This window comes from Sphingopyxis sp. 113P3, from assembly GCF_001278035.1.
Lineage (GTDB): Bacteria > Pseudomonadota > Alphaproteobacteria > Sphingomonadales > Sphingomonadaceae > Sphingopyxis.
The window spans coordinates 1,672,693-1,685,692 of record NZ_CP009452.1 but is presented as its reverse complement, the minus strand read 5'-3'; the positions used below and the strand labels follow the sequence as shown (position 1 = coordinate 1,685,692).

At 63.0% G+C, this 13,000-nt stretch carries 13 protein-coding genes and 2 tRNA genes; 7 read left to right on the top strand and 8 right to left on the bottom strand.

Annotated elements, in window-relative coordinates:
* The first annotated feature begins 119 nt into the window (after window positions 1-119).
* The gene (locus LH20_RS08080) at window positions 120-566 is read left to right on the top strand and encodes an RrF2 family transcriptional regulator (RefSeq protein WP_053553768.1); all 447 of its coding nucleotides are present in this window, start codon (window positions 120-122) and stop codon (window positions 564-566) included.
* A 42-nt stretch (window positions 567-608) separates the two neighbouring features.
* On the opposite strand, the gene LH20_RS08075 is transcribed toward LH20_RS08080, so the two are convergent.
* From LH20_RS08075 to LH20_RS08055, 5 genes are all read right to left on the bottom strand, one after another.
* Complete coding sequence (locus tag LH20_RS08075; RefSeq protein WP_053553767.1) at window positions 609-845, bottom strand: hypothetical protein; 237 nt, start codon at window positions 843-845, stop codon at window positions 609-611.
* A 163-nt stretch (window positions 846-1,008) separates the two neighbouring features.
* On the bottom strand, window positions 1,009-2,679 hold the full coding sequence (locus LH20_RS08070; protein ID WP_053553766.1) for a nuclear transport factor 2 family protein: 1,671 nt from the start codon (window positions 2,677-2,679) through the stop codon (window positions 1,009-1,011).
* Window positions 2,676-3,209, bottom strand: a complete 534-nt coding sequence (locus LH20_RS08065; RefSeq protein WP_083455349.1) for an SDR family NAD(P)-dependent oxidoreductase — start codon at window positions 3,207-3,209, stop codon at window positions 2,676-2,678. The genes LH20_RS08070 and LH20_RS08065 overlap by 4 nt, the downstream gene beginning before the upstream one ends.
* A 161-nt stretch (window positions 3,210-3,370) precedes the next feature.
* Window positions 3,371-3,446: transfer RNA gene (locus LH20_RS08060), tRNA-Ala, on the bottom strand.
* Window positions 3,447-3,567: 121 nt separating this feature from the next.
* The gene (locus LH20_RS08055; protein WP_053553765.1) at window positions 3,568-3,891 is read right to left on the bottom strand and encodes a TIGR02300 family protein; all 324 of its coding nucleotides are present in this window, start codon (window positions 3,889-3,891) and stop codon (window positions 3,568-3,570) included.
* Window positions 3,892-4,016: 125 nt separating this feature from the next.
* Here LH20_RS08055 and aroA point away from each other — a divergent pair, with 125 nt between their 5' ends.
* A complete protein-coding gene (gene aroA / locus LH20_RS08050) occupies window positions 4,017-5,345 on the top strand; it encodes a 3-phosphoshikimate 1-carboxyvinyltransferase (RefSeq protein ID WP_053553764.1) in 1,329 nt (442 codons plus the stop codon).
* Entirely contained in the window at window positions 5,342-5,971 is a 630-nt protein-coding gene (locus LH20_RS08045; RefSeq protein WP_053553763.1) for a (d)CMP kinase, read from the top strand. Before aroA ends, LH20_RS08045 begins: the two co-directional genes overlap by 4 nt.
* On the opposite strand, the gene LH20_RS08040 is transcribed toward LH20_RS08045, so the two are convergent.
* Window positions 5,955-7,241 carry an adenylate/guanylate cyclase domain-containing protein gene (locus LH20_RS08040; RefSeq protein WP_053553762.1) on the bottom strand — a complete coding sequence of 429 codons (1,287 nt, stop codon included), beginning with the start codon at window positions 7,239-7,241 and terminating at the stop codon, window positions 5,955-5,957. The genes LH20_RS08045 and LH20_RS08040 overlap by 17 nt on opposite strands.
* Window positions 7,242-7,386: 145 nt before the next feature.
* On the opposite strand from LH20_RS08040, the gene LH20_RS08035 reads away from it, so the two are divergent.
* The 3 genes from LH20_RS08035 (at window position 7,387) to LH20_RS08025 (ending at window position 10,987) form a co-directional block, all read left to right on the top strand.
* Window positions 7,387-8,514: an ISAs1 family transposase gene (locus tag LH20_RS08035; protein ID WP_053553761.1), complete on the top strand. Its 1,128-nt coding sequence runs from the start codon at window positions 7,387-7,389 to the stop codon at window positions 8,512-8,514.
* Between the two features lie 285 nt (window positions 8,515-8,799).
* Complete coding sequence (gene rpsA, locus LH20_RS08030) at window positions 8,800-10,509, top strand: 30S ribosomal protein S1 (RefSeq protein WP_053553760.1); 1,710 nt, start codon at window positions 8,800-8,802, stop codon at window positions 10,507-10,509.
* A 199-nt stretch (window positions 10,510-10,708) separates the two neighbouring features.
* Window positions 10,709-10,987, top strand: a complete 279-nt coding sequence (locus LH20_RS08025) for an integration host factor subunit beta (RefSeq protein WP_053553759.1) — start codon at window positions 10,709-10,711, stop codon at window positions 10,985-10,987.
* A gap of 114 nt (window positions 10,988-11,101) precedes the next feature.
* On the opposite strand, the gene LH20_RS08020 is transcribed toward LH20_RS08025, so the two are convergent.
* Both LH20_RS08020 and LH20_RS08015 read right to left on the bottom strand, forming a co-directional pair.
* Window positions 11,102-11,869: an ABC transporter permease gene (locus tag LH20_RS08020; RefSeq protein WP_053553758.1), complete on the bottom strand. Its 768-nt coding sequence runs from the start codon at window positions 11,867-11,869 to the stop codon at window positions 11,102-11,104.
* Window positions 11,866-12,807 carry an ABC transporter ATP-binding protein gene (locus tag LH20_RS08015; protein ID WP_053553757.1) on the bottom strand — a complete coding sequence of 314 codons (942 nt, stop codon included), beginning with the start codon at window positions 12,805-12,807 and terminating at the stop codon, window positions 11,866-11,868. Before LH20_RS08015 ends, LH20_RS08020 begins: the two co-directional genes overlap by 4 nt.
* Window positions 12,808-12,898: 91 nt before the next feature.
* Between LH20_RS08015 and LH20_RS08010 the strand changes: the two genes are divergently transcribed.
* A tRNA-Leu gene (locus tag LH20_RS08010) sits at window positions 12,899-12,985 on the top strand.
* Window positions 12,986-13,000 lie beyond the last annotated feature (15 nt).

The following is a 13,000-nucleotide window of genomic DNA, read 5'->3' as shown; positions in this document are numbered from 1 at the left end:
ACCTGTTGAGGCCTCGCTTATAGCGCGGAAACTAGTCGCCGCTGTGATTTCGATCAATGGCGCAAAGATTGTCATGCCAGCCGGTTGAAATTATCGCCAAACTGGCTCAGACAACGGCCATGCTCTCGCAGAAGACCCGTTACACCATCCGCGCCTTCCAGCACCTCGCCGACCATTGGGGCAAGGGTCAGGTGCAACTGGCCGACATTGCGGAGGCCCAGAATATCCCCCCCAAGTTCCTGACCGTGATCCTGTCGGAAATGGCACGCGAGGGACTTTTGATCTCGCAGCGGGGCCGCGACGGCGGCTACCAGCTTGCGCTGCCCCCGATCGATATCAGCTATGGCGACCTGGTGCGGCTGACGCGCGGATCGCTTGCGCTTGTGCCGTGCGCGAGCCGCAATGCGCATGAGCATTGCAAGAATTGTCTGCCCGAAAAGGAATGCCGGATGCGCAGCCTGATGCTGAAGGTGCGTGACGATACGGCAGCGATCCTCGACCGGATCACGCTGGCGGATCCGATTCGAATGGAACCATTGTTCGAAACGGAAGACGCCGCGCAATAGCGCGGCGCCTCCTGAATCACTCAAAGATGGCCCTAGCTGGGGTCAGGGGCTGACAGGCGCATCATCATCATCGTCAGCGATGATGATGATTGCGGTAATGCCGGCCAAAAGGCCGAGAAGGCCGATCAGCCAACTCGAATTGCCTTCGAGCTCACTCTGGCCGCTGCTCGCCGAAACTGCGGAGACGCCGCTATAGGCTTGAGCCGCGGAGGCGGTGACGGGCGCGGCCACCATTGATGTGGCGACGAACGCGAGCGCGGCTTTCTTGAACAGGGTCATATATTTCTCCGTCTGTTGGTCCTTCCGTCAGCCGATGTAACGAACAGCCATCGGACAAGGTCCGGGCCCTCGCCTCGGTTCACCGGCAAATAAGCACGGCACGTGGCGAAGAGCGAGGGTCAAAGACGCTGCGCCCCCTCGCAGCGGAGCCAGATGGATGAAGCTACGTGTCCCGGGCTTCGCCGGCCAGGAGGTCTGTGAACAGCCCCGCGACCCTCTCGGCGGCGGTCACCTCGTCGGCTGCGCCCAACAGGCCGGGGGTCAATTGCCCCTCGATCAACAATGTCGCGAGGCCCTGCATCATCGACCAACCAGCGATGGCGGCGAGCTTCGGGTCGACCGCCGCATCCTGCCGCCGTGCGGTCAGGTCGAGGACCGCCGATCCGAAAAGCTGGGCGGCCGCGACCCGCGCATTGCTGAGCTCGCGGGTCGGTATGGCGCCGGTGATCTCCCGATTTCCGATGAGCCTGAACAGCCCGGGATTGGCAGTTGCAAAGCGGACATAGCCAACGCCGAGCAGCCGGTGGCGTTCGGCTGCGCTCTGGGCCGTCGCGGCGGCGGCAACCATCTCCCCCTGCAATTTGCGAAAGCCCCGGGCCGCGACCGCCATCAGCAGCGCCTTTTTGTCCGCAAAGTGGAAGTAGGGGGCGTTGTGGGAAATGCCGGCGAGGCGCGACACCTCGCGGATGCTGATGGTTGCCTTGCCGGTTCGCTCGATCTCCGCGGTCGCGACGTCGATCAACCGCTCGCGAACGCCGCTGTTCTTCTCACTCGCGTTACCGCGCACTTCCGCGGGGCGCGGAAGCGTCGAGGCAAGACCCAAAATGTCCACATTCTCCCCGTCGGCTGCTTCGGGGGCCGGGATGTCGGGGCGGTAGCGACGCACATCGTCGATCGTCAGCGTCGCGCCCGCGGCCGTGCTCGCGGCCTGTATTTCGGGATCCATGAGCGGGGCGGTGTCGAAATAGTCCGCGGCATAAATGACCCAGCCGTCCTTGTAGCGGCGGATGCTGCACCCGCGCGTCATCACGACGCGCTCGCCGCTTGGCAGGATGGCCACCTGGCGCCACTCGCTATACGACATGTCGCCGTCGAACACCGGCTGCTCGGTGAGCTCGAAGGCAACGTTCCCGGCCTTCGGCATGACGTCGGCGAGCCAGTCTGCAATGGCCTTCTGGCCATGAAGCTCGCCAAAGATCGGATCGATATAGACCGATGCCGTCGGGTGCAGCAGCGCGCTAAACTCGCCGTCGAAATCGGTGGGATTCGGGCGCTCGAAGATGCGAACGTGAAGATCCCGGTTCGTAAGGCCGGTGGGCGTGCCCGCGCCGCGTTCGGCGCGGCCCCGACGCCAGTCCTCGGCGGCCGGTGACAGCGCCGGCGGCGGATCGCTGCGCACCCAGGGTTTGGTCGGAACGCGCGGCCAGTCCGGCAGGGGGACGAGCGCGTCCCCTTGCTTCTCACGGAATGCCATGCCCATGCGGATCGGCGTCGTGTCGAAGAAATCGACCGCGTCGCGCACCCATCCGTTGCGATAGCGGCGTACGCTGACACCGCGAACGATCTTGACCCACTCGCCGTTGACGGGCTGCGTGAGCATCCATTCATCGATCGAGGTACCGCCCTCGCCATCCTCGAGAAAGGCAGCAGGAAAGACAGGATCAAAGCTCGCCTCGCTCCCCTGCCCCGCCATGATGGGAACCAGCCACGCGCGGATTGCGCGCTGGCCGTGGAGGTCGCCGAAAAACGGGTCGATGTAGACCGACTTCTCGGGATCGAGCATGTCGCTGTGGATTTCAAAGAAGCGCTCGCCGAGCGAACGGTCGTTGATCACCGAGTGGATGTCGCGGTGCGACAGCCCGCTCGGCGTGCCGACAAATCGCGCCGGATCGACAGGCTTCCCCTTCGTCTCGGCGCGGTAGCGCTCGAGATAACCGCCGCTGTTGACGATAGGAAGACGATCGAACCCGACCCCGACGCAGCGAGCGCTTCGGTCAGGGTCTCGACCCCGTGCACCGCGCCCATGATGTCCATATCGAGCCCGCGCTGCCAGTCTCCGGTTGCGCCCTGCCCCGACGAGCTCGCAGTATGAACGAATATATCGCAGCCTCCGAGCGTCTCGCGCGCCTTTTCGAGCCAGGCGCGATAACCGTCGGGATTGTCCGTCATGTCGAACTGCTCACCGAACACCTTGCCGGGCCCCGCCGCGTCGATCGCCGCGACGGCGGCCGCGACTTTCTCCGCATCGCGCGAGAAGAAGGCGACGTCGGCACCCTCGGCGGCGAAAATCTTGAGCGCGGCAAGTCCCAATCCGTGCGCGCCCCCGTTCATGATCACTTTCTTGCCGGCCAGCCCGAGATCCATCGCATCCTCCTCAGTTCATTTTGAGGCGGAGAGTATCTGGCTCATTCAAGGGCGAACATCAGCAAAAATGGGAGCCGCCGGCTTTCCGGCTTCTCGTGGGGCGCACTCTTCATGGACTTCCCCCCGGAAGGCCATTTCGACGTGATGGGAAAGTCGTAAAATGGTGGAGCCTACCGGGATCGAACCGGTGACCTCTACAATGCCATTGTAGCGCTCTCCCAGCTGAGCTAAGGCCCCATGCCATTTTGCAGGATCGCTCTGGGTCGTGCGATCGGGACGCCGCCTTTACCAGCGCGCGTCCTATATGCAAGGGGCCAAATGCATCAGGCGATGCTTTTTTGGCCCCCCGCCTTTTCGGTCAGCTTTCGTCGTCCTCGTCGTCGCCGGTCGCAACGCCAAGATCGTCGTCGCCGCCAAGATCGACGTCGTTATCGGGCGAATCGCTATCTTCGTCGACATCGACGTCCAGATCCAGATCGTCGTCAGACTCGGTTTCCTTGCTCACCTTGCCGGGCTTCTCAGCCTCTTCGAACGGCATCGGCTGCTTCGATTTGAGCACCGATTCCGGGATCCAGGCGTAGCCGCAATTGATGCAGGTAACGGGATCGTCGTTGGTCAGATCATAGAATCGGGTGGCGCATTTCGGGCAGCTGCGTTTCGTGCCCCATTCAGCTTTTATCATACAAGCCTCTTAAACAACTGAAAACAGTCAGATAATTTTGGAAGAAAATCGCCACGTCGTGGCCGATCCATCAAATCGGCGTGCGCCTTGCCAGATTGTCGGGCCGCTGTCAAAAGCGCCGCGCAATGACCGATCCCGTCTCCAGCCCGCGCCGCTTTTGCGCGTCCCCGCCGCTCACCGGCCGCATAGCCATTCCCGGCGACAAGAGCATCTCGCATCGCGCCTTGATGTTGTCGGCGCTCGCCGTGGGAACGAGCCGCGTCACCGGACTGCTCGAAGGTCATGACGTCCTTGCCACAGCGGCTGCGATGCGCGCCATGGGGGCGCGGATCGAGCAGACAGGCGAAGGCGACTGGGAGATCGACGGCGTGGGTGTGGGCAGCCTGCTTCAGCCAGCGGGCGCGCTCGACATGGGGAACAGCGGCACCTCGACCCGTCTCCTCATGGGCCTTGTCGCGAGCCATCCGATCACCGTGACCTTTACGGGTGACGCGAGTCTCTCGGGGCGCCCCATGGGACGCGTCATCGAGCCGCTTTCGCAAATGGGCGCCGACATAACCGCCTCGCCCGGAGGCCGCCTGCCGCTGATGGTCCGCGGTCTCGCGCCCGCCATCCCGCTTGAATATCGCCTGCCGATGGCATCGGCGCAGGTGAAAAGCGCCGTTCTGCTCGCCGCCCTCAATACGCCCGGTATCACCGAGGTCATCGAGCCGGTCCCGACGCGTGATCATAGCGAGCGCATGCTCCAGGGTTTTGGCGCCGAGCTCAACGTTGAGACGGACGCCGACGGCGCGCGACATATCCGCATCCGCGGTGAGGCCGAGCTCAAGCCGCAGGCGATTGTCGTGCCCGGCGACCCCTCGTCGGCCGCCTTCTTCATCGTCGCAGCCCTCCTCGTGCCCGGATCGGACGTGACGATCCTCAATGTGGGCCTCAATCCGACGCGCGCCGGGCTCGTCGAGATTCTCCGGCAGATGGGAGGCGACATCACCCTGCTCGACAGGCGCGAGGTCGGGGGCGAGCCCGTTGCGGACCTCCGCGTGCGCCACAGCGCGCTCAAAGGGATCGAAGTCGACCCTGCGGCCGCACCGAGCATGATCGATGAGTTTCCGATCTTTTTCGTTGCCGCCGCGCTCGCGCAAGGACGCACGGTCACGACGGGCCTTGACGAACTGCGCGTCAAGGAAAGCGACCGGCTCGCGGTCATGGCCGCGGGGCTCGAGGCGATAGGCGCCCGCGTCGAGGAAAGTGCGGACGGCCTCGTCATCGACGGCAGCGGCGGCGAGCCCCTGCCCGGCGGCGCCGTGATCGCAGGTCACCTCGACCACCGCATCTGCATGAGCTTCGCGGTTGCAGGCCTCGTCAGCAAGGCGCCGATCGAGATCGACGACATGGCACCGGTTGCGACGAGTTTTCCCAATTTCGAAGGGCTTCTCGAGGGACTGCAGCCGTGATCATCGCTGTCGACGGCCCCACCGCTTCGGGCAAGGGCACCATCGCACGGGCGCTGGCGGCCCATTTCGGGCTGCCGGTGCTTGACACTGGCCTCCTCTACCGCGCAGTCGGCTATCAGACGCAGCTCAACCATGGCGACCCCGACAATGCCGCCGACGCGCTGGCGGCCTGTGATTTTCCCGCCAGCCTGCTCGATGATCCCGCGCTGCGTTACGAGAGCACCGGCAGCCTCGCCAGCCGCGTGTCAGTACACCCCGAGGTGCGGCGTGCGCTCCTCCAGCGACAGGTCGACTTTGCAAACCAGGCGGGCGGCGCGGTGCTCGACGGACGTGACATCGGCACGGTTATCGCGCCGCAGGCCGACGCGAAGCTGTTCGTTACGGCAACGCCCGAAGAGCGCGCGCGCCGCCGCCACGCCGAGATGCTGGGGCGCGGGGTCGAGGTCAGTTACGAGGCCGTGCTCGCCGACGTCCACGCACGCGACGCGCGCGATACGGGCCGCGCCGACGCGCCGCTCCTTCGCGCCGAGGATGCCTTGCTCCTCGACAACAGCAACATGGGGGTAGGCGAAGCGATCGCCGCGGCAATCGCTTTCGTGAGCGAAAAGGTCAGGCGACCCAGTTGAACTCGGGCAGGCGAGCGCGCTCGGGCGCCGCCTTTGCGTGATAGACGCAGGTTTCGCCCACCCCTTTCAGCATCTCGGTTTGCGGCGGGCCGAAGTCGGCGCGATCCCGCGCGCGCAGCCAGGTGCTTTCGGAGATCGCGATGCCATTGACAGGCGCCGTCCCTTCGAGCCGCGCTGCCATGTTCACGGTCTCGCCCCAATAGTCATAGGCCATGCGCGTCGCCCCGATCACTCCGCCGACGACCGGGCCGCTGTGGATGCCAACGCGCAGACCCACGTCGGTGCCGGCGACCCTCTTGAGGTCGCAAACCCCCGCCAGCACATCGCGCGCGAAGGCGATGGCGGCGTCGGCGCTGTTCCCGCTCGTTACATTGCCGCCTGCGATGGCGAGATAAGCGTCACCGATCGTCTTGACCTTTTCGACCCCGTGCTCGGCCGCGCAAGCATCGGCATGGTTGAAGAAGGCGTTGAGCACCTCGACGAGATGCCCGGGCGAGACGCGCTTTGCGAGGCTGGTGAAACCCACCATATCGATGAAGATCACGCTCGCTTCGGCATAGGCATCGGCAACCATTCGCCCGTCGCGGATCCGGTCGACGGCTGCGGGCGGCAGCATATTGTAGACAAGCTCCTCATTCTTCCTGCGCTCGGCCTCCAGCGATTCGGAAAGCGCAAAGGCGCCCCGGCTCGACCGGTCAATCGCGAGGTTGATCGCGATCATGATCATCGCGCCGCTTCCATAGCTGAGAAGCGCGTACCACAGCCCGGCGCTATGGCTTTGCACTGGCAGGACCGTGGCGAGGAACACCGTGAAATCGAGCGCGAGCCACAGGAGGAAGAGCCGCGGCCGACCCGCAAGGGCAACAGCCGCGAAGGCGCTCACCGAAAGGCGGTTGATGACGCCAACGGCATGCATGTCCTCGTGCATGTCGATGAGCTCGTCGAAGAGAACGAGATTGATGTGTCCGACAAGGAACATGATCCCGAGGAGCGCCGCAAAATCGATGGCTGGCTGCTCGATATAGGAGGGCCAGAAGGTCGAGCCGACATAGGCTCCGGCAAGAAGCAGGGTGCAGCCCAGGAGCAGTGCCAGCGCCGCGGTATCATGCGGATTGAGGAGCATCGGGTTCGCGATCGTGTAGGCGAGCGCGACGAGCATGAAGAGGACGCCATAGATACGCACGAAGGGCAGCCGCAACGTGCGCGCGGCGATCTGAAACCGTGCCTCGACCGCCCGATCGACGAATCGGCCGCCTGATTTCCTTTGCATAAGAGCCCCCTCGATGAAACGAATTTATCGCCCCAAAGGTCTTACGATGGCGTTTACCCGCCAGGGGAATCGCATTTGAAAAATATAGTAGCGCGATGAGTTGATATGGATTCTTTGGGTGTCCTTCATAGTAAGGAGGATATCCATGTCCTGGTTTGCCGCGGCGTTTGATGATCTTCGCGATCCGCGAACGGGCAACGCGCGCCGTCACGATCTGCTGGAAGTGCTGACGATGGCGCTGACGGCGTCGATTTGCGGGGCGGAGAGTTGTTCGGATTTTGCGGATTTCGCGGTGGATCGCGAGGATCTGTTCCGGGAGTTTCTGCGCCTTGAGAATGGGGTTCCCAGCCATGACACCTTCTCCCGGATTTTCCGGCTGCTGGATCCGGCAGCCTTTGCACGCTGCTTCGAGCAGTTTCTGACCGCTCTTGGCGAAGCGGGTGCCGGTGTTGTCGCCATCGACGGCAAGACACTGCGGCGCTCGTTCGACACGGCAGCCGGCCGATCGCCGCTGGCGGTGGTGACGGCCTTTGCCTCGTCGACACGCACCGTCATCGGCCAGGAAAGCTTCCGTCCGGGGGAAGGCGACAGCGAAATCCTTGCCGCAAGAGCGCTCCTCGAATGCCTGAACCTCACAGGCCAGCTTGTCACCGCCGATGCCCTGCACTGCCAGACCGAGACTGCGCAGCTGATCCTCGATCGTGGCGGCGATTATCTCTTACGTCTCAAGGCGAACAGACCGGCCCTGCATGAGGCGGTGGCCAGCTACTTCGCTGCACCGGATATCCTTGCCGGTCTCGCCACGACTGAGACAAGCGATGCCGATCATGGACGTCTCGAAGAGCGGCGGGCTTTTGTCAGCCATGACCTTGGCTGGCTGCACGGTCCCAAGCGCGCCTGCACCGAACCGGTGGACATGCCCGCTCTTGCCTGTCTCGGCATGATCGAGGCCACGGTCACCCGCAATGGAAAGACCACAACGACCCGCCATTATCATCTCTCATCCCGGACGCTGAGCCCGGAAGAATATCTTGCCGCCGCCAGATCCCACTGGTCGATCGAAAATGGTCTCCACTGGGTGCTCGACATGACATTCGATGAAGATCGCGCCCGCAGCCGAAAGGACCATGCCCCCGAAAATCTCGCAACCTTGCGCAAGCTCGCCCTCAATGTCCTGCGAACCGCCAGACCCGATATCTCCATCAGGAGAAAACGGAAACGCTCCGGATGGTCCAACGCCTTCGCCAAAACCATCCTCGGTCAAATGCGATAGCCCTGGTTTACCCGCCCTTTCGCCTTGCTTCGCGGCCCGTTCGCTCATATATGCGCCGCGTCCAACGGGCGATTTTGTCGGTTGTGGCGCAGCTTGGCCGCCGCTCGAAAACGAGCGTCGGGCGTGACGGGACGCACCTGTCGCGCCCTTTTTGCTTTGCCTGCGCCGCGCCGCGACGCCGTTCCCGCGGATGTCCCGCCTTGCATCCGGCGGACGGGACGGATCGGCCAAAAGACCAGCGGAACCAACCGCTTGGCCGGAACAATGAAATAAGGACGAACCCATATGGCCTCTACGGCTTTTCCGACGCGCGACGATTTTGCCGCGATGCTCGATGAATCGCTGGGCGGCGCCGACGGCGGCTTTGAAGGCCGCGTTGTCAAAGGCACCGTGACCGGCATCGAAAACGACCTGGCAGTGATCGACATTGGCCTGAAGAGCGAAGGCCGCGTGCCGCTTCGCGAATTCGCCATGCCGGGCCAGAAGGCCGATCTCAAGATCGGTGACGAAGTCGAAGTCTATGTCGACCGCGTCGAAAACGCCAATGGCGAAACCATGCTGTCGCGCGATCGCGCCCGCCGCGAAGCCGCCTGGGACCGCCTCGAAGAAGAATTCAACAAGGAAGCCCGTGTCGAAGGCGTTATCTTCGGCCGCGTCAAAGGCGGCTTCACCGTCGACCTCGGCGGCGCCGTCGCGTTCCTTCCAGGTTCGCAGGTCGATATCCGCCCGGTGCGCGACGTCGGCCCGCTCATGGACCTGCCGCAGCCCTTCCAGATCCTCAAGATGGATCGTCGCCGCGGCAACATCGTCGTGTCGCGCCGCGCCATCCTTGAGGAAACGCGCGCCGAACAGCGTTCGGGCCTGATCCAGAACCTGGAAGAAGGCCAGATCATCGAAGGCGCGGTCAAGAACATCACCGATTATGGTGCGTTCGTCGACCTCGGCGGCATCGATGGCCTGCTCCATGTCACCGACATGAGCTACAAGCGCGTCAACCACCCGAGCGAAGTCATCAACATCGGTGACACCGTCCGCGTCCAGATCATCCGCATCAATCGCGATACGCAGCGCATCAGCCTCGGCATGAAGCAGCTCGAGAGCGATCCCTGGGAAGGCGTTGCCGCCAAATATCCGGTCGGCGCGAAACTCAAGGGAACGGTCACGAACATCACCGATTACGGCGCGTTCGTCGAGCTCGAGCCCGGCATCGAGGGCCTCGTCCACGTCAGCGAAATGTCGTGGGTCAAGAAGAACGTTCATCCCGGCAAGATCGTTTCGACCAGCCAGGAAGTCGAGGTCATCGTCCTCGAGGTCGACAGCGAGAAGCGCCGTATTTCGCTTGGCCTCAAGCAGGCGCAGTCGAACCCCTGGGGCGCCTTTGCAGAAGCGCACCCGGTTGGCAGCGTGGTCGAGGGCGAAGTCAAGAATGCGACCGAGTTCGGCCTGTTCGTCGGTCTGCCCGGCGACGTCGACGGCATGGTCCACATGTCGGACATCGCCTGGGGCATTTCGGGCGAAGAAGCGCTGCACCTCCACCGCAAGGGCGAGCAGGTCCAGGTTGTCGTGCTCGACGTCGACGTCGAGAAGGAACGCATCAGCCTCGGCATCAAGCAGCTTGAGAAGGGTGCTCCCGCGATCGGCGCCGGTGCCGCAGCGGGCTCACTGAAGAAGAACGACATCGTCACCGTCACGGTCCTTGAAGTCCGTGACAATGGTCTCGAAGTGCAGGCAGGCGACGATGGCGCGACTGGCTTCATCAAGCGCGCCGACCTCGGCCGCGACCGCGACGAACAGCGCCCCGATCGCTATCAGGTCGGCCAGAAGTTCGACGCGATGGTTGCTGGCTTCGATCGTTCGAAAAAGCCGAACTTCTCGGTCAAGGCGATGCAGATCGCGGAAGAGAAGCAGGCCGTTGCGCAATATGGTTCCTCGGATTCGGGTGCGTCGCTCGGCGACATCCTTGGCGAGGCGCTGAAGGCGGGCAAGAAGGGCTAAGCCTTCCCCCCTTTCGACAAACGAATGACTAGGCCCGTCGAGTGTCCCTCGGCGGGCCTTTTTCCTTGCCGGATATATTTTGAACGCGCCCCGTTTCATGGTAGGTTCTGCGTGCGTTGGGAGGGGTCTCACGCATCCGAACCGGCACCGACCGGACATCCCCGCCATGGCGGGACAGGCGTGATAGTAGGGGAAGCACATGATCCGGTCTGAACTGGTTCAAAAGATCGCGAACGAAAACAGCGATTTGCGCCTCGAAGAGGTGGAAAAGATTGTCGATGTTTTCTTTGATTCCATCGTCGACCAGCTGGCCGCCGGCGGCCGGGTGGAACTGCGTGGTTTCGGGGCTTTTTCAACGCGAAGCCGCGACTCGCGCACTGGCCGCAATCCCCGCACAGGCGCGCCCGTCGCGGTCAAGGCCAAGAATGTGCCCTATTTCAAGCCCGGCAAGGAAATGCGCGAGCGGCTTAACGACTAAGCGGCCGGCTTTTCTCATCCTTCCTTGTGCCCCGCGAAGAAGCGGCCTCCAGCCTTCGGGCGGGACGGCGTCGTGTTGCGCCGAATGCCGGCGGGTGGGCTGCGCCCGCCTCTGTCAATTCTTGAGCCGGTACCCGGTTCGGAACATCCAGAAGATCACGCCGAGGCAAATGACAAGGAACAGCGCCACCGCGCCCATGCTCACCTCGATTGCGACATCACCCTGTCCGAAGAAGGTCCAGCGGAACCCGCTGATCAGATAGACGACGGGATTGAAAAGCGTGACGGCCTGCCACGCTTTCGGCAGCATTTCGAGCGAGTAGAATGCGCCGCCGAGGAATGTCAGCGGATAGACGACGAGCATCGGGATCACCTGGAGCTGCTCGAAGCTCTGCGCCCAGATACCGATGATGAAACCGAAGAGGCAGAAGGTCACCGCCATCAGGATCATGAACGCCGCCATCAACAGGGGATGAGCGACTTCCACGTCGACGAACAGATGCGCGGTCGCAAAGATGATCGAGCCGATGATCACCGACTTGCTCGCGGCTGCGCCGACATAGGCAATCAGCAGTTCAAGCGGTGACATCGGCGCCGATAGCATCTCGTAGATCGTGCCCGTCCATTTGGGCATGTAAATGCCGAAGGAGGCGTTGTTGATGCTCTCGGTGAACATCGTCAGCATCATCAGGCCCGGAACGATGAACGCGCCATAGGGAACCGTACTTACCTCGCTCATCCGGCTGCCGATCGCTGAGCCGAAGACAACGAAATAGAGAGCAGTGGTGATGACCGGCAAGATCAGGCTGGTCCAGAAAGTGCGGCCAAAGCGCGCCATCTCGAACTGATAGATGGCGCGGATTCCCCGATAATTCGAAATCATGCCGGCTGCTCCGCTTGGCTGTCGTGCACCAGCCCGACGAAAATATCTTCAAGCGAGCTCTGCTTCGTGTTGAGATCCTTAAAGCCGATACCAAGATCGCTCATCCGGCGCAGGAGCGACGGGACCCCCGTCGCCTCGGCCTGGCTGTCGAATTCATAGACGAGCTCGTGCCCCTCACCCGCAAGCTCGAGCCGCCAATCGCCAAGCTCTGCGGGAATGGCCGCCAGTGGTTCGGCGAGGTTGAGGGTCAGCGTCTTGCGCCCCAGCTTCTTGATCAGCGCCTGCTTCTCCTCGACCAGAATCAGCCTGCCTTTGCTGATCACCCCGACGCGGTCGGCCATCTCCTCGGCTTCTTCGATATAATGGGTCGTCAGGATAATCGTGACGCCGCGCTCGCGAAGCCCGCGTACCATTGTCCACATATCGCGGCGCAGCTCGACGTCGACCCCTGCGGTCGGTTCATCGAGGAAGAGGATTTCAGGCTCATGGCTAAGCGCTTTTGCGATCATCACGCGGCGCTTCATCCCGCCCGACAATTCCATGATCTTCGCGTCGCGCTTGTCCCAAAGCGAGAGGTCGCGAAGCAGCCGCTCGATGAAAACAGGGTCGCGAGCCTTGCCAAACAAACCGCGCGAGAAGCTGACCGTCGTGAGCACGGTCTCGAAGGCATCGGTGTGGAGCTCCTGCGGCACCAGCCCGATCAACGAGCGCGCGGCGCGATAGTCGCGAAGATGGTCGTGCCCGGCAACCTTCACCACCCCCTCGCTCGGCATGACGATACCGCACACGATGCTGATCAGCGTTGTCTTGCCCGCACCGTTGGGTCCGAGGAGCGCGAAGATCTCACCCTTTGCGATATCGAGATTGACGTCGCTCAGCGCCTTGTGACCGCTCTTGTAGGTTTTTCCGAGGCCGGAGATGGAGAGTACAGCTTGCATAGCCCCTGCTCTACCCGACCCCCATGGCATGCGAAACCCCGCAAACAGCGCTTGACCTCCCCCCGCCCATCCGCTTGACGGGCAAGGGTGCGCGGACGTGGCGGAACCGGTAGACGCAGCAGACTTAAAATCTGCTATCCATTTGGGTGTGCGGGTTCGAGTCCCGCCGTCCGCACCAGCAGCGATGGGCGCA